Below are 22,298 nucleotides of genomic sequence, written 5' to 3' on the forward strand. Positions count from 1 at the left end.
AATTAGTATTATTTTTTAGCCCTCTTGTAGAAGAGGTTGTAATTGCTTTTTAGTCCATAGGGGGCCGAAGACTATTCTTCGATACCACCTTTGGCCTTATCTTGCCACTCTTTTAATTCGTCCCATTTTCCTTCAGCAGCCATTTTAGCTTGTTTTGGCCATGAAGCAGGATTTTTAGATACAAATTTTGGACCAGCTTCTTCTAAAATTTCTTTTAAATCATCTTCTGATTTTGCTGCTAATTTAGCAAAAGTGGTAATCCCTGAATCTTGAAATATTTGAGAAATTTTTGGACCAATACCTTCAACTTTTGTTAAGTCATCTGCTTGAACGTCAGCTTTTTTCTTAGCTGGAGCCTCTGTTTTGGTATCCTCATCTTTCTTAGCAACTTCTTTTACTTCAGCTTTTTTCTTTTTTGGAGCTTTTTCTTCGTCGCCACCTTCTTTTCCTGATTGCTTCTCTGATTTACGTTCAGATAAACCTTCAGCAATAGCGTCAGTAACGTGTGTTAAAATAGCCTCGATAGATTTTGAAGCATCATCGTTAGATGGAATAATATAGTCTAATAATCGCGGATCAGAGTTCGTATCTGCCATAGCGAAAATTGGAATTTTTAATTTGATAGCTTCTTTTACGGCAATGTGCTCACGCATGGTATCGACAATAAATAAAGCACCTGGTAAACGTGTCATTTCAGAAATAGAACCTAAGTTCTTTTCTAATTTTGCACGTAAACGATCAACTTGAAGACGTTCTTTCTTAGATAAGGTCAAGAATGTACCGTCTTTTTTCATTCTATCAATAGTAGCCATTTTTTTAACAGCCTTACGAATAGTTACAAAGTTGGTTAACATTCCACCTGGCCATCTTTCTGTGATGTACGGCATGTTTACTTTTGATACTTTTTCAGAAACGATATCTTTTGCTTGCTTTTTAGTCGCAACGAAAAGAATTTTTCTACCGGACGCCGCTATTTTTTTTAAAGCTTCATTAGCTTCTTCTAATTTTGCAGCTGTTTTGTAAAGATTGATAACGTGAATACCGTTACGCTCCATGTAGATGTAAGGAGCCATGTTCGGATTCCATTTTCTTGTAAGGTGACCAAAATGTACACCTGCCTCTAAAAGGTCTTTTACTTCAATTTTGTTTGCCATTTTTTTGTACTTAGTTTACGTTCTGTTGAATTAGCAATAAAGGAGTGGCACGTTTTTTTTTTGTGGCCTCCAATATTTAGATGCTAAACTAGTTTCCAAAAAGCTGTATGCCTTCTGGACAACAACAACTTGATTTTTAAATTTAATCTAGATTCCGAAGTCTTCGGATTAGATTTTCAATGAACTTATAAAAGGTGCTACTTGCATAGCACCTTTTAATTTTATAATGTACTGAATTAATTTCAGTAGTGTATTAACGTTTAGAGAACTGGAATTTCTTACGAGCTTTCTTCTGACCAAATTTCTTACGTTCAACCATTCTAGGGTCTCTTGTAAGTAAACCTTCTGGTTTCAAAATCAATCTGTTTTCTGCGTCTATTTCGCATAAAGCTCTAGATAAAGCTAAACGAATCGCTTCAGCTTGACCAGTAATACCCCCACCAAAAACATTTACATTTACATTGTACGTGTCATTCGTGTTAGTCAAAGTAAAAGCTTGCTTTACTTTATACTGTAATGTTGCTGTAGGAAAATATACAGCTAAGTCTTTTTTGTTGATAGTAATTTTACCATCACCATCTGAAAGATATACACGAGCAACAGCCGTTTTTCTTCTTCCTATTTTGTGAATTACGTCCATTATTTAAGGTCGTTTAAATTAATAACAGTTGGTTTCTGAGCTTCCTGACCGTGTTGAGCACCTTCGTAAACTTTTAAATTACGAAAAATCGCAGCACCTAATCTGTTTTTTGGAAGCATACCCTTTACAGATCGTTCAACGATGCTTATTGGGTTTTTAGCTAAAGCTTCAGAAGCAGTTTGAAATCTTTGTCCGCCTGGATAACCAGTATGGCGTACATAAGTTTTAGTTGCCCACTTATTGCCAGTTAAGTTTATTTTTTCTGCGTTGATAACTACTACATTATCTCCACAATCTACGTGCGGTGTAAAGCTTGGCTTGTATTTTCCTCTTAATATCTTTGCAACTTTCGAAGCAAAACGACCTAATGTTTGTCCTTCAGCATCAACCAACACCCATTGTTTATCAACAGTTGCTTTGTTCGCGGAAATTGTTTTGTAAGTTAATGTGTCCACAGTATTTTTTTATTTATTAAACACTTAAATCCCGTTTATTGGGGTGCAAATGTACATTAATAAACTTGAATTGCAAATACTTGTTTCTAAATTATTCTTTTTTTTTTAAAGTCTTTGTTTTTAGGTCTTTGAATTCACATGAAAATGCGCTAAACTTTTTTGATACTACTTATAATTTATAATTTCGCTTGTAATAATAAGGTGATTATTTCGTTTGTTATTCTGAATTGTAAATATACTTGTAATGAAACGAATTATTTTAGCCGCTATGGTATGTGCAACACTTAGCCTTTCATGTTCTGAAGATAAAAATGAGGATGCTATGATAGCATCAAATTTGGTAGGAGTTTGGGAGTTTTCTGAGTTAGATACTGCTAACGCTACCGGGAATGTGAATTTAATTAATGACATTTTAATGAATTTGGTGGCCTCTGGATGTGATATTCTGAGCTACGACTTTAAAAGCGACCAAACAGTAACGGCTTCTTATAGAGATTTTACCGAGACCGGAAGAGATGTCAATCTAGGTGGAACGGGCTTGTTGATTGAATGTCCGAGTAATGTTATCATGACTTCTGGTGTTTGGGAATTGAATGGAGATCAACTTTCTTTTATTGATACGAGTGGAAGCATTGAAACAGTGACTATTGAAATCGACGGTAATACCTTGACGATTCCTGGTGAAGTTCTCGATGAAGATAATTTAGCAGGTACCAAAGCAATCTTTATTAAACAATAAAGAAATACGACGATACCAATATATTAAGTTCCCAAAAAGCTCGGCCTACGGGCTAAGGTTTAGGGAAACATAGGAGTTAAGAACAAAAGTCAAGAGCCAAAAATCTTGACTTTTTTTAATGAGCCTCCAGCCAATTTTCTCCAACACCTATTTCTACATCCAAAGGAACACTAAGGATGTAGGCGTTTTCCATCTCTGCTTTGATAAGTGTTTTCATTTCTTCAAGCTCGGGTTTATATACGTCAAAAACCAATTCATCATGTACTTGTAAAAGCATTTTTGTTTTATACGAACCAGCCACTAATTTTTTGTGGATGTTAATCATCGCGATTTTTATAATATCAGCGGCGCTCCCTTGAATCGGAGCATTTACAGCGTTTCGCTCTGCTGCGCCACGAACTATAGCATTACTACCGTTAATATCCTTTAAATACCTGCGCCTGCCTAAAACCGTTTGCACATACCCGTTGTCACGCGCAAAATCAACAAGCTCACTCATGTAATTTCTCAATTTTGGGTAGGTTTTATAATAGGTATCTATCAAATCTTTTGATTCTGCTCTGGATAAGTCTGTCTGATTGCTTAGTCCGAATGCGGAAACTCCGTAGATGATCCCGAAATTTACTGTTTTAGCATTGCTTCTTTGTTCACGAGTAACCTGGTCAATAGGAACATTAAATACTTTTGAAGCTGTGGAAGCGTGAATATCTTCACCATTTTTAAAAGCTTCAATCATGGTCGTTTCTTCGCTTAATGCGGCAATAATTCGGAGTTCAATTTGAGAATAATCAGCAGCAAGTAAGGTGTAATTTTCATCTCTTGGAACAAAAGCTTTCCGAACTTGTCTTCCGCGTTCTGTTCGAATAGGGATGTTTTGAAGGTTTGGATTGTTACTACTTAAACGACCAGTTGCGGCGACAGTTTGCATGTAATCGGTGTGCACACGTCCAGTACTTGGCGCTACTTGATCAGGTAAAGCGTCTACGTAGGTGCTTTTGAGCTTGCTTAAACCTCTATATTCTAAAACATTTTTAATGATGTCATGATCTTTAGCCAAATACGAAAGCACATCTTCTGCTGTAGAATACTGGCCTGTTTTTGTTTTTTTAGGTTTGGCTATTAGTTTTAGTTTATCAAATAAAATATCACCTAATTGTTTTGGAGACGCTATATTAAATTCCTCACCCGCTTGCTCGTAAATGTTGGTTTCCAAGTTTTTGATGTCATTATTCAAATCTTCAGAAAGTGAGTTAAGAAATTTCTCATCCAAATTAATACCTTCTAATTCCATATCCGCTAAAACATGTAACAATGGAATTTCAATGTTATTAAATAGATCTTCGGTTTTAGCCTCGGTGAGTTCTGGCTTAAAATGTTGGGCTAATTGAAAGGTAACATCAGCATCTTCCACCGCATATTCCGTTTGCTTTTCCAAGGGAACTTCGCGCATGTTTAGTTGATTTTTTCCTTTTTTTCCGATTAATTCGGTGATGGAAACAGGCGTATAGTTTAAATAGGTTTCGGCTAGTACTTCCATATTATGGCGCATATCAGGATTTATCAGGTAATGTGCTAGCATGGTATCGAAGCATTTTCCTTTTACAGATACCTTGTATTTGTCTAAAACTTTAATATCATATTTTAAATTTTGACCTATTTTTTCTATGGCTTCGTTTTCAAAGAAAGGGCGTAATTCTTCTATGATTTTTTGAACTTCTGACTGATCTTCTGGAAAGGGAATGTAGTATCCTTTAAAAGCTTCCCAAGAAAATGCAATGCCTACTAATTCTGCGGTTAGCGGATCTAAACCTGTGGTTTCTGTATCAAAACAAACCGATGTTTGTTGTAGTAAGTTTTTTAAAAATAGTGTCATTCCCATACCGGGTGCTATACTTTGATACACATGCGATACGTCTTTAATCGTTTTTCTGCTGGAGTATTCTTGTATGGTCTCAGCAGCGGTATTTGGGTCTCCGCCAAATAATGAAAATTGTCCGCCACCGGCTTCTTTTACTTGAGCTCTTGCGGTAGGTGTACTGGTTACTTGTGTCGCTGTTTCGGTGTCTTCACCAGAGAATAGCTTTAAAAACTGATCTTTTAGTCGTCTAAACTCTAATTCTTCAAAAAGGATTTGTACTTTTTCAGCATCTGGTGTTGAAAGTTCATAATCTTTGGCATTAAAAGTTACATCACAATCAATACAAATCGTGGCTAACTTTTTTGAAAGTAAACCCAATTCGGCATTTTCGGCTACTTTTTCTTTCATTTTACCTTTTAGCTTATCGGTATTTGCTAAAAGATTCTCCATAGTGCCGAATTCTTCAAGGAATTTTTTGGCAGTTTTTTCACCCACACCAGGCAATCCAGGAATATTATCACTGGCATCGCCCATCATTCCTAAATAATCAATGACCTGTTCTGGGCGCTCTACACCAAAACGTTTTTGAATTTCTGGAATTCCCCAAATTTCTATTCCGTTACCCATTCTTGCAGGGCGATACATAAATATATTTTCAGAAACCAACTGCCCAAAATCTTTATCGGGAGTAACCATGAACACTTTATAATCTTCTTTTTCGGCCTGTTTTGCAAGTGTACCAATAATATCATCGGCTTCCCAACCTTCTAATACAACAACCGGTATATGCATGGCTTTTAGAATATCTTGGATATACGGAATAGCGATCCGGATAGCATCGGGTGTTTCAGAACGATTGGCTTTGTATTCAGGAAAAAGCTCAGTGCGTTCTGTGCTTCCGCCTTTGTCAAAACACACGGCGAGGTGATCTGGTTTTTCTCTTCGAATAACATCTAAAAGCGAATTCATAAACCCCATAATAGCAGAAGTATCCATGCCTTTAGAGTTTATTCTTGGATTTTTAATTAATGCGTAATAGCCGCGAAAAATTAATGCATACGCATCGAGTAAAAAAAGTCTTTTTTGTTCTGCCATTGTATTTCTTATTGAAGGAACTTATTCAAGAATTTCAAAACTACGAAGATTATATAAATTTTCTTCGTTGCAAGATAGTTTTGTCTTCCTTACTTTAGGGGCTAAAATATACCAAAATGTTAGTAGAAGTTTGCGCTAATTCGTTAGAATCTGCTTTGAATGCGGAGAAAGCTGGAGCAGACAGAATAGAATTGTGTGCAGAATTAGGTCTAGGCGGTATAACTCCTTCTTTTGGCTTTATCAAAACGGTAAAAGAACAAATTAATATTCCCATTCATGTGCTAATTCGGCCAAGAAGTGGCGATTTTACCTATGACCAGGCAGAATTTGAAAGTATGCTTCACGATATTCAGTTATGTATTGATTTAGGTTGTGACGGTATTGTTGCAGGAGTTTTAAATCAAAACCTAACTTTAGATCTAAAGCGAACAGCCATTTTGAAAAAGGCCTCGAAACATTTAAAATTTACTTTTCACAGAGCTTTTGATTGGATAATAGATCCTTTTGAAGCCTTATATCAATTAGAAGACCTTGGAGTAGATTGTATTTTAACTTCAGGCCAAGAGCAAAAAGCTATAGATGGTTTTAATTTACTTTGGCAATTGCAGCAAAAAGCTACCGATTGCACCATTATGGTTGGTAGTGGAATTAATAGTGCTAATGCTCTTGCATTTAAGGAGAAGGGATTTAAAGCCCTACATTTATCAGGCACCAAATTTTATCCTAAAAATGCAAATTTACCGCGATTACCCATGAGTTCTTTAAATTTTTTTCAGGAGGATAAAAAAATTATTTCAGACCTTAGTTTAATACAAGAAGTTGTACATAAGGTCAAATAAATAGCAAATGAAGTCTCTTTTTTCTGAAATACAAATACCTTTGTAAAAAAAAATGCTACGCTGGATCTTTTTTATTATTCTTTATTTCGCCTTAGGGGTCTATACCTTACAGGCTTTAAAAACGGCCTCGCGATTTCCTTGGGTACACTTTGTGTATCTAGCGCTATTCTTTTTAGTGTTGGGAAATTTTATATACCAATTTACTTTTGGCGCTAGTGATGGTAAAGTTTTAAGTGTTCCTAGAAGCTATGCTTTTGGTTTTATGTTGGCGATGATTACGTTTAACCTTATTACGGTAGTGTTTTTGTTCTCCGAGGATATTTTTAGGTTTTTGTCAGGCCTTTATCAGAAATTTTTCGGAATAGAAAAAACCTTCACATTTCCGGAACGCCGTAGTTTTCTAAGTTTAATTGCCTTAGGTATTGCAGCGGTGCCTTTTGGAGCTTTGATTTTCGGGATGTATAAAGGCAAGTATAATTTTAAAGTCTTAAAATATTCCTTAGAGTTTGAGGATCTGCCAGATGCTTTTGATGGCTACCAAATCACTCAGATTTCTGATGTGCATAGCGGTAGTTTCGATAATCGAGAGAAAATAGCCTATGCCATAGACTTGATCAATAAGCAACAGAGTGATGTGCTTTTTTTTACAGGAGATTTGGTCAATAATAAGACCGAAGAAATGCACCCTTGGAAAGATTTATTTGCTACCCTTGAGGCTAAAGATGGTAAATATTCTATTTTGGGGAATCATGATTATGGTGATTATGTGGACTGGGACTCGGAGGAAGAAAAAGAACAGAATCTAGAAGATTTAAAACAACTACAAAAAGAAATAGGTTTTGATTTGCTTTTAAATGACAGTAGATACTTGACAAGGGGAACGGATAAAATTGCGCTTCTAGGTGTTGAAAATTGGGGTAGGGGTGGCTTCAAAAAGGCAGGTGATTTAACGAAAGCGGCAAAGAATATTAAAAAAGACGATTTTAAAATATTATTGAGCCATGACCCAAGTCATTGGGAAGATATAGTACTAAAAGACGATTACCACTACCATTTAACCTTAAGCGGGCACACCCACGGCATGCAGTTTGGCATAGAAATACCTGGCTGGCTAAAGTGGAGCCCAGTCCAATGGCGCTATACCTATTGGGCGGGGGTGTACAAAGAATTGGGGCAATTTATTAATGTGAATAGGGGGTTTGGGTTTTTAGGATATCCAGGCCGTGTGGGGATATGGCCAGAAATAACCGTGATTACCTTAAAGAAAAAGGGCTTGATGTAGTTTTTTCTAGGTTTAAGAAGACAAAAGTCTCTTATCCATTTATTTTTTAACAATTTTTCTTATTTTTGAGTAACCAATACAATTTTTTCCTATGTCTAAATTTGGCGAACTTATAGAATCTAAAACTCCTGTGTTGTTAGATTTTTATGCGGAATGGAACGAACAGTCTACAGCAATGCATGCAGTGCTTCGTGACGTCGCAGCAGCATTAGGGGATAGAGGTAAAGTGATAAAAATTGATGTTGACAAGAATAAGGAACTGTCACAGGCATTACGAGTAAAAGGCTTACCGACCTTAATGATCTATAAAAACGGAGAAATGATTTGGCGTCAAAGTGGAGAGCAAGATGCCAATACGCTGATAGGTATCCTCAATGAATATATTTAAATAAAAGCATAAAAAAAACCGAGATGAACATCTCGGTTTTTTTTATGTTACTCTTGAAGTATTGGAACAGTATCTAATTCCGATTCGACGCTGTTGTCTATAGTGTTAGAGTCTATTACATCAGGATTCATGGGCTCTGAATCACGAATTAAAGAATCATCATTACCATCGACAAATCGGCTAAACTTATCGATATATTCATTAAATAGTAGTGTTTCTTTTTCCGTAATTTCACGGTCACCATTTCTGATGACAATATCAATATTTCTATTGTAGGCTTCCATGTCTGTGATAATATCATTCAGTTTTTCATACTGCTCATCGAGCGGCATACTTGCGTAAAAATTAAGTCGCTCTTGATAAATTGTTTTTAATTTCTCAAATAATTCACGTGCTTTTTTAGTTTCACCAACTTTGTAATAACCATCGACAAAAGGCTCCACAAAAGCGTGGTACTCAAAGTAATCAACAGGCATGTTGGTCATGGCAATATCAATCATTTCTTTTGCTTTGCTAATCTTGTCTTCATTGATTAATTGCTCTACCAAACGAGCAATATTACCCCTGTAAGATAAACCTTGAATTCTAGTCTGTGTGTCGTGGTAAATTTCAGAGCTCCCGGAGTTACCCCAATCCCATTTTTTAACAATGTCATACATCAATTCACTATCAATACGCCCCATTTCATAAGAACGTTTATCGAACTCGGTTTTAATAGGCACTAATTTGTACACTAAACCATCTAACTGTAAATAGTCTTTAAGCCAAATATATTCCCCATCATCGAAACTACCTCCCGAGAAATAAATTGGCCTCTTCCAATCGTTATTGGCGAGAATATCAAGCATGAGCAGACGATTTTTTGGTAGGGCACTTTTAGGAAGCTCAATGTCAATAAAATCGACAATTAAGGCAGAATCCTTTTCTTTTACCAAACCACTTTTTAATACATTTTCCTTGTTCACAGGAATGCGAATGTGGTTGGTGGGGTAAAAAACAATATCTAGGGTGTTCTCAGGATACTGACTAACATCTACATCTTGGGAAGCTGATAAAACACTACGTAATTTTGTTCTAGGCTCATCGCTAGCTACCCAGTCCATGAATGCTTTTATGTCCCAGCGAGATTCTGAAATATTTTTATTGTAAAGCTCGTCTACATTTTGGTAGTATACCACGTCTCTTGAGCCTAATCTGTATTTTTCATGCGTTAGTTGCGAAGGTATAGGTTCGCTTTCGTAGGCTTTTTTCTTCATTTGGTCAATGTACCAATCTGTTTGAAATAGACTCGTATTAATCACGCGAACATCGGTTCTATAGCCTTCTATTTCTTGCGCAAACCAAAGAGGAAAAGTATCGTTATCCCCAATGGTGAAAAGCATGGCGCCAACATTTTCTTGGGTAGATCCCAAATACGCTTTTGCAGTGCTTTCGGCCGTAAACCGGTTAGACCTATCGTGATCGTCCCAGTTTTGGTAGGCCATTAAAAATGGTACTGCGAAAAAGCAAATGACGGTAATGGCAGGTGCTAAAATTTTTGGGCTGAGTAATTTTTTAAAAGCATCAAACAACCCATAAACCCCTAGTCCTATCCAAATGGCAAAAATATAAAATGAACCTACTAAGGAATAATCGCGTTCTCTAGGTTGAAAAATGCCGGGGTTGGTGTAAAACTGTATCGCAAGTCCTGTAAACAAAAAGAATACCAAGAGCGCCCAAAACTGTTTTGGGTTTTTGCCGATTTGAAATAAAATACCAATAATTCCTAGTAATAGAGGTAAAAAGTAGTACAAATTTCGGCCTTTATTATCTAAAACTTCAGTGGGTAAGTTTTCTTGACTACCAATAGCTGGTCGCATAGCATCTATAAACGTAATACCGCTTAACCAATTTCCATTCTCATCATAACGACCTTGTTTGTCGTTTTGTTTTCCTGTGAAATTCCACATAAAATAACGCCAATACATATAGCCAAATTGAAATTCGAACATGTATTGAATGTTTTGCCAAACGGTTGGTGGTTGTACTTCTAAGTAATCACTAAATCTATTTAAAAAACCTATATATTCTTTTTCTCCAATTTCTCCTTGAGCAAAACCAGTTTTAAGTTGTGCGATAGCGGCTTTAAGTTCCTCATTATTCGTGGTGGGCTTGAAATCTAATGCGCCAAAATAACGCATGTAATTTTCTGTATTTTGTTCGCTCCACATTCTAGGTAAAAAGCCTACGTGTTTTTTATTAGGACCTTGAGTTGCATTCTTATATTTATTGACGATAATGTACTTCCCAGTTTTTTCATCTCGTTCATATTTGGGTTTTTCGTCTTTTTCTTCTCCTGCACCTGCAAAAGCATTCGAGTAATAGGCCCCGTAAATAGGACTATCAACGCTAGGGTATTGCTCTCTATTATAATAGGCCAATAAAGAACGAGCATCAGAAGGATCATTTTCATTAATCACCACATCGGCATTAGCCCTTATCGGAAGCATTAGCCATGAAGAAAACCCTAAAAATAAAAACAGTAAACATAAAACTAGGGTATTGGCTGTTTTGAAATCGTGTTTTCTAGTGTAATTTAATCCCAAATAAAAGACCGTAATAAAAATAAGTCCCATAATTACAGAACCAGAATTAAAAGGCAGTCCTATGGTGTTGATGAAAAAAACTTCACTCCACCCAAAAGCGACAAGAACATAGGTTAATGAAAATTTATAGACCAACATTAAAATAGCAACCACAATGACGTTTGCTAATAAGAAATTTTTTATGGTCGTAGTTTTGTATTTCTTAAAATAATATAATAAACCAATAGATGGAATAGCTAAAAAGCCCATAAACTGAATTCCAAAGGTTAAACCTACTACATACGAAATAAGTACAATCCATTTATCACCTCGAGGTGAATCTAAGTCATCAACCCACTTCAAGCCCATCCACAGTAATAGGGCCATAATAAAGCTGGCCATAGAATACACTTCAGTTTCACCGGCGTTAAACCAAAAACTATCGGAGAAGGTAAAAGCTAATGAACCTATAAGGGCACTGCCAAAAATGGCTATGGTTTTGCTGTTGGTCATCACCTCGTCTTGTGCCAATAACTTTTTAGCAAGATTGGTGATGGTCCAAAACATAAATAGGATTGTAAATGCACTAGAAACAACCGAAACATAATTGACCATTAAGGCTATCTTTGAGGCATCTCCAAAAGCAAACATGGCAAAAAAAGCACCTATCATTTGTAAAAGTGGTGCTCCTGGGGGGTGACCTACTTGAAGCTTAGCAGAAGTGGCAATATATTCACCAGCATCCCAAAAACTACCCGTTGGTTCTACCGTAATCGTGTAGGTTATTAATGCAATAAAAAAAACAAACCATCCTAAAATGGAGTCCCATTTTTTAAAATTCTTAGAAAACATCTATGTTCTAGTTTAACAATTACGGCGAATTTACTAATTAATATAGATATGGGATTCATTTTTTTATAAACCTTTAACATCCATTAATTTTATCAATATCGTTGCATCTGCCTGTTAGGGTATGGCTATTCAGCTTTTTAGCTTGGTGTCTTTCTAAAAATCGTAATTTGTAGTTTCTATTTGTTTTAAAAAATTTATCTGAAGTAAATCTTTAAAGCCTATTGAAAATAAGGGTTTTAGGGCTCAGGATTGATTTATTTTGCGAAAAGCGCATTAATTCTCTTTAAAATATTTGTGGATGTAAAACTTTGTTATAAATTTGCACCGCTTTTAGAGGTAATGGTCCATGGTGTAATTGGCAACACTCCGGTTTTTGGTACCGTCATTCAAGGTTCGAGTCCTTGTGGACCAACACAAATTTTAGAAAACCCTACTCTTATAAAGTAGGGTTTTTGTTTTTAAATTATTTTTTGTTTCCCTTAGTCTAGTCTTGCAGGTATAAATATAATAATATGTTGAAAAAAGTTGTATATTTGCACTGCTAAAATGATGAATAGAATATATGAGGGGACAAATTGTCCCCTCTTTTATTACTTAATTTTATGTTTAAAGAAAAAGTTACAGCCTTATTAGAAGCTGGTTTAAAAGAAAATGAATCTATTTTTTTAATAGATTTTACCTTAGGCGCTGGTAATAAAATAAACATCACTTTAGATGGTGATCATGGTGTTACTTTAAAAGATTGTATCGCCATAAGCAGGGCTATTGAACATAATTTAGACAGAGAAGAAGAGGATTTTTCGTTAGAAGTGGCTTCGGTAGGTGCTACAACGCCTATGGTAATGCCTCGTCAGTATAAAAAAAATATTGGCAGGGAATTAGAAGTCAAGACCCAAGATGCTAAATTTGAAGGTGTATTAACTGAGGCAGATGATCAGGGAATTACCTTAGAATGGAAATCAAGAGAGCCCAAGCCGGTAGGTAAGGGTAAAGTAACAGTGCAGAAAAAACAAGTTATTGGTTTTTCTGATATTCAAGAAGCAAAAGTTATTATAAAATTTTAATTGTAATTCAACATGGAAAATATTGCGCTGATCGAATCTTTTTCGGAATTTAAAGACGATAAGTTCATTGACAGGGTAACGCTTATGGCGATTCTAGAAGACGTTTTTAGAAATGCTCTAAAGAAAAAATTTGGGTCAGATGATAACTTTGATATCATTATAAACCCAGATAAAGGTGATTTAGAAATTTGGAGAAACCGTGTTGTGGTTGAGGATGGAGAGGTTGAGGAGCCTAACGAAGAAATATCGTTGAGTGAGGCACGCAAAATTGAGCCAGATTTTGAAGTTGGTGAAGATGTTTCCGAAGAAGTTAAGCTTATTCAACTAGGTAGAAGAGCCATCTTGGCCTTGCGTCAAAATTTAATATCTAAAATTCATGAGCATGATAATACCACGATCTACAAACAGTTTAAGGACTTAGAAGGTGAGATTTATACGGCTGAAGTACATCATATAAGACACAAGGTTGTGATCTTATTAGATGACGAGGGGAACGAAATTATAATGCCAAAAGAAAAACAAATCCCTTCTGATTTTTTTAGAAAAGGGGATAATGTACGTGGTATTATTGAAAGTGTTGAGTTGAAAGGGAATAAGCCTTTGATTATTATGTCAAGGACGGCGCCAGCATTTTTAGAGCAATTATTTTTTCAAGAAATACCAGAAGTTTTTGATGGTTTAATTACCGTTAAAAAAGTAGTGCGTATTCCTGGTGAAAAAGCGAAAGTGGCTGTAGATTCTTATGATGATCGTATAGATCCAGTAGGGGCATGTGTGGGAATGAAAGGTTCACGTATTCACGGTATTGTTCGTGAATTAGGAAATGAAAATATTGATGTTATCAATTGGACCAGCAATCCACAATTGTTGGTGACTAGAGCACTGAGTCCAGCGCGTGTATCTTCGGTCAAATTAGATGATGAAAAAATGACAGCTCAGGTGTATTTAAGACCTGAAGAGGTTTCAAAGGCCATTGGTCGTGGAGGTCATAATATTAGATTAGCAGGTCAGTTGACAGGTTATGAAATTGATGTATTCCGTGAAGGAGTAGAGGAAGATGTTGAATTAACAGAATTCTCTGATGAAATTGAAGCTTGGATTATTGACGAATTCAAGAAGATAGGAATGGATACTGCTCGTAGTGTTTTAGAGCAAGATATTGATGATTTAGTGAAGAGAACAGACTTAGAAGAGGAGACAATTATTGAAGTTGTTCGAATCTTAAAAGAAGAATTAGCAGATTAAGCTATATATTAGCAAGAAAATTCAAGTATAGTAACAAGTATTTATGGCAGATAATGCAACAATAAGGCTTAATAAGGTCCTAAGGGAACTGAACATTTCACTCGATAGGGCGGTAGATTTTCTGAGTTCCAAAGGTCATGATGTGGACGCAAGGCCTACCACTAAAATTTCTAATGAGGTGTATCAAGTGCTTGTGGACGGGTTTCAAACCGACATGAGCAAAAAAGTTGCGTCAAAAGAAGTTGGCGAGGAAAAAAGAAAAGAAAAGGAAGCTATTAGACAACAGCTAGAACAGGAGCAAGAAGAAAGGCGACTTGAGAGAGAAAAACGAAATGCTTCAGAGCAAATTGTTAGGGGTAAAGCCGAGATATCTGGTCCTAAAACTGTGGGTAAAATAGATTTAGATAAGAAAAAAACCGAGGCGGCGCCAGTAGTTCCTGAAAAGACGGAAAAGCCTGAAAAGCCAGCAGAAAAAATTGTAGCTGAAGAGCCTAAGAAAGAAACACCTAAAGTTGATGTGGTGAAAGCATCTTCTGAAAGGCCGAAGTTTAAGGTGGTTGATAAAATAGATTTATCTCCGGCAAAAAGTAAGGAAAAAGCAAAAGAGGACAAACCAGAGCCTCAAGCTGCCCCACCTGTTAAAGCTGAAAATAAAGACACTAAAACTCCCGATGCAGTTGCTCCTGTCGCCGAGGTTGAAAAACCAGCAGAGTCAGAGACGCTTACAACGCAATACAAGAAATTATCAGGGCCTAAAATAACGGGTGATAAAATAGATCTTTCCAAATTTGAAAAACCAAAGAAAAAGAAAGAAGTAGCAAGATCAGGTAGCGATGCCGCTGATAAAAAGAAGCGTAGAAGAAGAATAGTGAGCAGTGCTCCCGGCCAAGGTGCTAATACTGGAGGTCGACCAAATAGGCCTGGAGGAAATTCAGGACCAGGGAATAGAAGAGGACCAGTGGTGCGCGCTAATCCTGTGGCAAAAGTAGAGCCTACAGAAGAGGATGTTCAAAAGCAGGTTAGAGAAACTTTAGAAAAGCTTCAAGGAAAGTCTAAAAAAGGAAAAGGAGCTAAGTACAGAAGAGATAAGAGAGATCAGCACCGTCAACAGACAGAAAAAGATCTTGAACAGCAAGAGCTGGATAATAAAATTTTAAAAGTTACCGAATTTGTTACTGCTAACGAGGTAGCAACAATGATGGATGTGCCTACAACTAAGATTATTTCGGCGTGTATGTCTTTAGGGATCATGGTAACCATGAACCAGAGATTAGATGCAGAGACCTTGTCTATCGTTGCGGAAGAATTTGGCTTTGAAGTGGAGTTTGTTTCTGCTGAAATAGAAGAAGCTATCGAAGATCAATTAGATGCTCCTGAAGATTTAAAAGAGCGTGCTCCTATCGTTACAGTAATGGGTCACGTTGATCATGGTAAAACATCGTTGCTAGATTATATTCGTAAAGAAAATGTAATTGCAGGCGAAAGTGGTGGAATAACCCAGCATATTGGTGCGTATGGCGTTACCTTAGAAAACGATCAAAAAATTGCATTTTTAGATACACCAGGTCACGAAGCTTTTACCGCTATGCGTGCTCGTGGAGCGCAAGTAACGGATATTGCTATTATTGTAGTGGCAGCTGATGATGATATTATGCCCCAAACTAAGGAGGCTATTAGTCATGCGCAAGCCGCAGGAGTACCTATTGTATTTGCGATAAATAAAATTGATAAGCCTAATGCTAACGTTGAAAAAATCAAAGATGGTCTGGCTCAAATGAATCTATTAGTAGAAGATTGGGGTGGTAAAATTCAATCTCAAGATATTTCTGCGAAAACAGGTGAAGGTGTTAAAGAGCTCTTAGAAAAAGTGTTATTAGAGGCTGAATTACTGGAGCTTAAAGCAAATCCAGATAAATTAGCCACAGGTACCGTGGTTGAAGCATTTTTAGATAAAGGTAGAGGGTATGTTTCTACGGTATTGGTTCAGGCAGGATCTTTAAAAATTGGAGATTATGTGCTTGCGGGTACGTGTAGTGGTAAAATTAAAGCGATGCAGGATGAGCGCGGGAATAGCGTTAAGATTGCCCCACCTTCTACACCCATTTCAATCCTTGGATTGGATGGTGCGCCACAGGCTGGAGATAAATTTAATGTGCTAGAAGATGAGCGTGAGGCAAAACAGATAGCAGCAAAAAGAGGTCAATTATTGCGTGAGCAGTCTGTGAGAACGCAGCGTCATATTACGCTTGATGAAATAGGAAGACGAATTGCATTAGGAGACTTTAAAGAATTAAACATTATTCTTAAGGGAGATGTGGATGGTTCTGTGGAAGCATTAACAGATTCTTTCCAAAAACTATCAACCCCTGAAATTCAAGTAAATATTATACATAAAGCAGTTGGTCCTATTACAGAGTCTGATGTGTTATTGGCTTCAGCTTCTGATGCGGTTATTATTGGTTTCAATGTAAGACCTATGGGTAATGCAAGAACTATTGCCGACAACGAAGAAATTGATATTAGAATGTACTCTATTATCTATGATGCGATCAATGATCTAAAAGATGCGATGGAAGGTATGCTTTCTCCAGAGATTAAAGAGGAGATTACCGGTACGGCTGAAATTAGAGAAACCTTTAAGATTTCTAAAATTGGTACTATTGCGGGATGTATGGTAACTAGTGGTAAAATTCTTAGGAGCGCCGGTATTCGTTTAATTAGAGACGGAGTGGTGGTCTATACAGGGGAACTTTCTTCTTTAAAACGATTTAAGGATGATGTAAAGGAAGTTGCCAAAGGTTATGATTGTGGTATTCAAATTAAGAACTACAATGATATTAGAGAGCTCGATATTGTCGAAGCTTTCCAAGAAGTTGCCGTTAAGAAAAAGTTGAAATAAATACCAAAGAGGTATGTCGAAAAAAAAGGAAGCCAAATGGCTTCCTTTTTTTATTTTAAAATAATTTTACGCTAGGTATTATAAAAAGCGTTTTGATTTTATTTCGGATTAATAATAATAGCTGCTGGATATTTTTTTCTGACTTCATTATATTTTCTTTGGGCTTCTAAAGCTGTTTTTATACCCGTGATACGCACTCTGTAATCCACATCTACATGCACAATTTTACAAGTCCAACCGGGGAAATCAACTTCAAAATTTGATTTTTTTTGATTGGCTAAATTGTACATTCCATTATATATTTGAATTTGATATTCTTCGGTAGTAGCATCCGAAGACTTGTAGATAGCAAGTAGTTTAGATACTTTGTCGTCTTGTTGCAGTGTAATCACTCCTTCTTGGGCATTACTGTATAGCGTGAAAAAGGTGAATATCAAGATGTTGATAGTTGTTTTCATAATTTGTTATTTCAGTTTTAAAACTAGAGTGCAAAGATAATTTTTTAATTTTTAGAGAAAAGCAATCTATTTTTATTTAGAATTGGTATAAATTGCAAATTATAAATACCTTAGCATTTCGGAAATAAAGTCTATGTCGTATTTTTGCATTCGGTTTCTTGGGGTATTTTTAGTGCACTTATTAGGAAATGTAAAAACCATGCCAAGAAATGAATAGAAACAATTTTAATATGAAAAAGGTTACGTACCGCAATCAATTTTCTAAAGTTTTAGGTCTCAGTTTGTTAATCGGACTTTTGTTTTCAACAAGTCTTTTTTCTCAAGACGAAATCGCTTCTTCCGGTGATCCTGCAAAAGGTAAATCCTTGTTTAATCAAAATTGCGCTGCTTGTCATGCTTTAAATAGAAATATGACAGGTCCTGCTCTTGCCAATGTTGAAAGTCGGCTTGCAAGTGAAGAAGGTTTGGATAAGGAGTGGCTATATGCTTGGATCAAGAACAGTGCAGGTCTTATCGCTTCGGGCGATGCTTATGCTAATAAGATCTACAACGAGTACAACAAAGCAGCAATGACTGCTTTTCCAACATTGTCAAATGCGGATATCGATGATATTTTAGCCTATACGGCTGCACCGCCTCCGGCTCCTGTGGTTACTGCTGAAGCCCTTCCTGGAGAAGGAACTGCTGCATCAGGAGGTTTGTCAAACGAAGTGATACTAGGGGCTTTGGTTCTAGTTTTTGCGCTGCTTGTTATGATGTTGATTATGGTCAACATGACTTTGCGCAGAATTGCAGAAGCAAACGGTGTTTTTGTTGAGAAGGAAGCGTCTGAAAAAAGAACTCCGATTTGGAAAGCTTTTGTTCAAAATCAATTTTTGGTTTTGGTAACCGTTATTTTCTTACTTCTGGGAAGTGCATATTTTGCTTATGGCTGGATGATGCAAGTAGGTGTTGATCAAGGTTACGCCCCAATTCAACCCATACATTACTCGCATAAAATTCACGCTGGTGATAACAAGATTGATTGTCAATATTGCCATTCTTCAGCACGAGTATCTAAGCATTCTGGAATACCTTCTTTGAATGTTTGTATGAATTGTCATAAATCTATTTATGAATACAAGGGAAATCCAGAAGGTCCGTCTAAAGAAGATTTAGCCAATGGGTATACCAATGAGTTTTATACTGGAGAAATTAAAAAACTATACAAAGCAGTAGGCTGGGATGAAGAAAATCAAAAATACACAGGGGAGTCTAAGTCTGTGGAATGGGTGAGAATTCATAACCTTCCTGATTTTGCTTACTTTAACCACTCTCAACACGTAACTGTTGGTGGTATTGAATGTCAAACCTGTCATGGTCCAGTGGAAGAAATGGAGATTATGTATCAATTTTCACCGTTAACGATGGGTTGGTGTATTAACTGCCACAGAGAAACTAATGTGAAGGTAGAAGGCAATGAATATTATGAAAAAATTCATGCAGAACTTTCTAAAAAGTATGGTGTTGAAACCTTGACAGCTGCCCAAATGGGTGGATTGGAATGTGGTAAGTGTCACTATTAAAAAATTAATAAGAAGATAATTTCAGAGATATATTTATGGCATCAAACAAAAAATATTGGAAAAGTGAAGCGGAGTTAAATCCAAACGATTCCATTGTTGAGGCGCTAAGACATAATGAGTTTGTTCAAGATATTCCTGTGGATGAATTTTTAGGAGATAAGGATAACTTGGCTTCTTCATCAACGAACAGAAGAGATTTCTTGAAATATGTTGGTTTTAGTACTGCTGCTGCTACTTTAGCAGCCTGTGAAGGACCGGTAATTAAATCTATTCCTTATGTTGTGCAACCAGAGACGATAATTCCTGGAATAGCAAACTTTTACGCGACAACCATTGCAAATGGTTTTGATTTTTCAAGTGTACTAGTAAGAACTAGAGAAGGAAGACCTATTTCAATTCAGAACAACGTAGATGCTAAAGTAAATGGCGGTGCTAACGCAAGAGTCAATGCATCGGTTTTAGGTTTGTATGATAGCACTCGTTTGCAAGGGCCTATGCAAAATGGCGAAGCTATCGACTGGAGCGATTTAGATGCTGCGGTTAAGAATGGTTTAGCAGCTGCTCAAAATTCAGGCAAGCAAATTGTACTCTTAACCCAGACCTATGCTAGTCCTTCTACGGAAAGATTGGTAGGTGATTTTAAAGCGTCATACGCCAATGTGAAGCACATTTCTTATGATGCCATATCAGAAGATGCGGCATTAAATGCCTTTGAAGCTAAATACGGAGAAAGAGCCTTAGCAGATTATGATTTTTCTAAGGCAGAGGTAATCGTGTCTTTCGGTGCTGACATTTTAGGTGATTGGCAAGGTGGAGGTTTTGATAGTGGATATTCTAAAGGACGTATTCCTCAAAATGGTAAAATGTCGCGACACATTCAGTTCGAGGCAAATATGTCATTAACGGGAGCGAATGCTGATAAGAGAATTCCTTTAAAGCCAAGTGAGCAAAAAGTGGCATTGGCAAAGTTATATGCCAAATTAAATAATACATCAGTTGGCGGAAGCTTAAGTGATGCGGCTACTAAAGCAGTAGATGCTGCAGCAGCTCAAATTCGTAAAGCAGGTACTGCGGCAGTAGTGGTAACTGGTTTAGATGACCTTAATGCTCAGGCAGTTGTTTTAGCTATAAATGAACAAATAAAGAGCGCAGCTTTTGATGTTGCAGCTCCAAAATATACAAGACAGGGTAATGTAAAAGAAGTCAATACCTTAGTTGCTGATATGAAAGCTGGTAAGGTTGGTGTATTGCTTATGGATGGTGTAAACCCTGCATATTCACTACCTAATGCTTCTGACTTTTTAGAGGGACTTCAAACAGTTGGTTTATCTGTTAGTTTTTCTACCAATACAAACGAAACTACAATAGCTACGCAATATACAGGTGCTAGCTCCTATTTCTTAGAATCTTGGGGTGATGTTCAAATGAAAAAAGGACATTACGGCTTAATGCAACCAACGATTAAAGAATTATTTGATACACGTCAATTCCAATCGTCACTATTAGTTTGGATGGGAAATGACAAAACGTACTATGAATATATAAAAGAGACTTGGACTACTTCTATTTTGGGAGAGAGTGAATGGAACAAAGCACTGCATGATGGTGTGTTTTCCGCTTCAACTACTGTTTTAAGTGATCTTGATTCGGCTGTAAGTGCCATCGTTGCACCAATGTCAGAAGTTGCTGTTGATCAGGCTACAGTTGTACCTTTGGCTTCTGCTCTCCGTGACCTATCAAATGCCACGGTAGCTGATATGGAATTAAGCTTATATTCCAAAGTAGGTATGGGTGACGGTCAAATGGCGAATAACCCTTGGTTGCAAGAATTTCCAGATCCTATTTCTCGTGTTTCATGGGACAATTATGTTACCGTATCTAAAACAGATGCTGAAAAATTAGGGTTCGTTAACGAACATGTGGCGAATGGCGGTTTAGATGGTAGCTATGCAAAAGTCACTGTGGGTGGTGTTGCTGTTGAAAATGTTCCGGTTATTATTCAACCAGGACAAGCTGTTGGAACTATTGGTTTAGCCTTGGGCTATGGAAGGCTAGAAGGGATGAAAACCGAAATGCAGACAGGTGTTAACGCTTATCCGCTTTATCAGAATTTTTCAAGTAGCCAGACGGTTTCTATTGAGAAATCCGCAGGACTTCATGAGTTTGCTTGTGTGCAGTTGCAAAAAACCCTAATGGGTAGAGAAGATATTATAAAAGAAACAACCCTCGAAATATTTAATACCAAAGAAGCTCAGGATTGGAATAAAAAGCCAATGGTTTCTTTAGATCACCAAGAAGTCGCTGCTTCATCTGTAGATTTATGGGAAAGCTTTGATCGTTCTATTGGGCATCATTTTAATTTATCGATAGACTTGAATGCCTGTACTGGTTGTGGAGCTTGTGTTATTGCATGTCATGCAGAAAACAACGTACCTGTAGTAGGGAAAAAAGAGATAAGAGTGTCAAGAGATATGCACTGGCTGCGTATTGATAGGTACTATTCTTCTGAAGATACGTTTGCCGACGATATTGAAGCAAAAGATAGCACTGATGGCCTAGGTTTAGGAAACTATTTAGTGGGTGACGGAGAAGGAGATGGTTCTTTGTCTACATTCAGTAGATTAGAAGATCCTTCCTTGAATCCTCAAGTTGCTTTTCAGCCTGTAATGTGTCAGCATTGTAACCATGCACCTTGTGAAACGGTTTGTCCGGTTGCGGCAACTACACATAGTCGTCAAGGTCAAAATCATATGGCCTATAACCGTTGTGTAGGTACTAGATATTGTGCGAACAACTGTCCTTATAAAGTACGTAGATTTAACTGGTTCTTGTATAATAACAACGACGAGTTCGATTACCACATGAATAATGACTTAGGTAAAATGGTTATTAATCCAGATGTTACCGTACGTTCAAGAGGGGTTATGGAAAAATGTTCTATGTGTATTCAAAAAACGCAGAAAACTATTCTTGACGCTAAGCGCGATGGTCGCGTGATAGAAGACGGTGAGTTCCAAACGGCATGTTCTTCAGCGTGTAACAATGGGGCAATGGTATTTGGAGATATCAATGATAAAGACAGTAAAATAGCTGATCTTAAAGAGAGTAATCGTATGTATCACTTGTTAGAATATGTGGGTACAAAACCTAACGTGTTTTATCATGTGAAAGTGAGAAATACGGAAGAAGCATAAAATAAAT

At 36.9% G+C, this 22,298-nt stretch carries 15 protein-coding genes and 1 tRNA gene; 10 read left to right on the forward strand and 6 right to left on the reverse strand.

What is annotated here, in order from left to right:
- Nucleotides 1-71: 71 nt before the first annotated feature.
- The 3 genes from rpsB to rplM all read right to left on the reverse strand — a co-directional run bounded on the left by rpsB (nucleotide 72) and on the right by rplM (nucleotide 2,249).
- Nucleotides 72-1,154, reverse strand: coding sequence for a 30S ribosomal protein S2 (gene rpsB, locus GQ45_RS13885; RefSeq protein ID WP_047418907.1), 1,083 nt, complete (start codon nucleotides 1,152-1,154; stop codon nucleotides 72-74).
- Nucleotides 1,155-1,407: 253 nt separating this feature from the next.
- Nucleotides 1,408-1,794 carry a 30S ribosomal protein S9 gene (gene rpsI, locus GQ45_RS13890; RefSeq protein WP_047418908.1) on the reverse strand — a complete coding sequence of 129 codons (387 nt, stop codon included), beginning with the start codon at nucleotides 1,792-1,794 and terminating at the stop codon, nucleotides 1,408-1,410.
- A complete protein-coding gene (gene rplM / locus GQ45_RS13895; protein WP_047418910.1) occupies nucleotides 1,794-2,249 on the reverse strand; it encodes a 50S ribosomal protein L13 in 456 nt (151 codons plus the stop codon). The genes rpsI and rplM overlap by 1 nt, the downstream gene beginning before the upstream one ends.
- A 244-nt stretch (nucleotides 2,250-2,493) precedes the next feature.
- Here rplM and GQ45_RS13900 point away from each other — a divergent pair, with 244 nt between their 5' ends.
- Nucleotides 2,494-2,988, forward strand: coding sequence for a lipocalin family protein (locus GQ45_RS13900; protein WP_047418911.1), 495 nt, complete (start codon nucleotides 2,494-2,496; stop codon nucleotides 2,986-2,988).
- A 115-nt stretch (nucleotides 2,989-3,103) separates the two neighbouring features.
- Here the strand turns inward: GQ45_RS13900 and polA are convergent, their stop codons facing one another.
- Entirely contained in the window at nucleotides 3,104-5,941 is a 2,838-nt protein-coding gene (gene polA, locus GQ45_RS13905) for a DNA polymerase I (protein ID WP_047418912.1), read from the reverse strand.
- Nucleotides 5,942-6,057: 116 nt separating this feature from the next.
- Here polA and GQ45_RS13910 point away from each other — a divergent pair, with 116 nt between their 5' ends.
- The 3 genes from GQ45_RS13910 to GQ45_RS13920 all read left to right on the forward strand — a co-directional run bounded on the left by GQ45_RS13910 (nucleotide 6,058) and on the right by GQ45_RS13920 (nucleotide 8,450).
- Entirely contained in the window at nucleotides 6,058-6,780 is a 723-nt protein-coding gene (locus GQ45_RS13910) for a copper homeostasis protein CutC (RefSeq protein ID WP_047418913.1), read from the forward strand.
- A gap of 52 nt (nucleotides 6,781-6,832) precedes the next feature.
- Complete coding sequence (locus GQ45_RS13915) at nucleotides 6,833-8,062, forward strand: metallophosphoesterase (RefSeq protein WP_047418915.1); 1,230 nt, start codon at nucleotides 6,833-6,835, stop codon at nucleotides 8,060-8,062.
- A 91-nt stretch (nucleotides 8,063-8,153) separates the two neighbouring features.
- Nucleotides 8,154-8,450 carry a co-chaperone YbbN gene (locus GQ45_RS13920; RefSeq protein ID WP_047418916.1) on the forward strand — a complete coding sequence of 99 codons (297 nt, stop codon included), beginning with the start codon at nucleotides 8,154-8,156 and terminating at the stop codon, nucleotides 8,448-8,450.
- Between the two features lie 47 nt (nucleotides 8,451-8,497).
- Here the strand turns inward: GQ45_RS13920 and GQ45_RS13925 are convergent, their stop codons facing one another.
- Nucleotides 8,498-11,866, reverse strand: a complete 3,369-nt coding sequence (locus GQ45_RS13925; RefSeq protein WP_047418918.1) for a DUF2723 domain-containing protein — start codon at nucleotides 11,864-11,866, stop codon at nucleotides 8,498-8,500.
- A gap of 340 nt (nucleotides 11,867-12,206) precedes the next feature.
- Here GQ45_RS13925 and GQ45_RS13930 point away from each other — a divergent pair.
- From GQ45_RS13930 to infB, 4 genes are all read left to right on the forward strand, one after another.
- Nucleotides 12,207-12,278 (forward strand) — tRNA-Gln (locus GQ45_RS13930).
- A 190-nt stretch (nucleotides 12,279-12,468) separates the two neighbouring features.
- Entirely contained in the window at nucleotides 12,469-12,930 is a 462-nt protein-coding gene (gene rimP, locus GQ45_RS13935; protein WP_047418919.1) for a ribosome assembly cofactor RimP, read from the forward strand.
- 12 nt (nucleotides 12,931-12,942) lie between these two features.
- Nucleotides 12,943-14,175 (forward strand): transcription termination factor NusA, encoded by a 1,233-nt coding sequence (nusA, locus tag GQ45_RS13940; RefSeq protein ID WP_047418921.1) that lies wholly within the window; start codon nucleotides 12,943-12,945, stop codon nucleotides 14,173-14,175.
- 43 nt (nucleotides 14,176-14,218) lie between these two features.
- Nucleotides 14,219-17,074: a translation initiation factor IF-2 gene (infB, locus tag GQ45_RS13945; RefSeq protein ID WP_047418922.1), complete on the forward strand. Its 2,856-nt coding sequence runs from the start codon at nucleotides 14,219-14,221 to the stop codon at nucleotides 17,072-17,074.
- 98 nt (nucleotides 17,075-17,172) lie between these two features.
- Here the strand turns inward: infB and GQ45_RS13950 are convergent, their stop codons facing one another.
- Nucleotides 17,173-17,532, reverse strand: a complete 360-nt coding sequence (locus tag GQ45_RS13950) for a hypothetical protein (RefSeq protein ID WP_047418924.1) — start codon at nucleotides 17,530-17,532, stop codon at nucleotides 17,173-17,175.
- 230 nt (nucleotides 17,533-17,762) lie between these two features.
- On the opposite strand from GQ45_RS13950, the gene GQ45_RS13955 reads away from it, so the two are divergent.
- Nucleotides 17,763-19,097 carry a c-type cytochrome gene (locus tag GQ45_RS13955; RefSeq protein WP_047418925.1) on the forward strand — a complete coding sequence of 445 codons (1,335 nt, stop codon included), beginning with the start codon at nucleotides 17,763-17,765 and terminating at the stop codon, nucleotides 19,095-19,097.
- A 35-nt stretch (nucleotides 19,098-19,132) separates the two neighbouring features.
- Nucleotides 19,133-22,291, forward strand: coding sequence for a TAT-variant-translocated molybdopterin oxidoreductase (locus GQ45_RS13960; protein ID WP_047418927.1), 3,159 nt, complete (start codon nucleotides 19,133-19,135; stop codon nucleotides 22,289-22,291).
- The last annotated feature ends 7 nt before the right edge of the window (nucleotides 22,292-22,298 follow it).

The organism is Cellulophaga sp. Hel_I_12, assembly GCF_000799565.1.
Taxonomy (GTDB): Bacteria; Bacteroidota; Bacteroidia; order Flavobacteriales; family Flavobacteriaceae; genus Cellulophaga.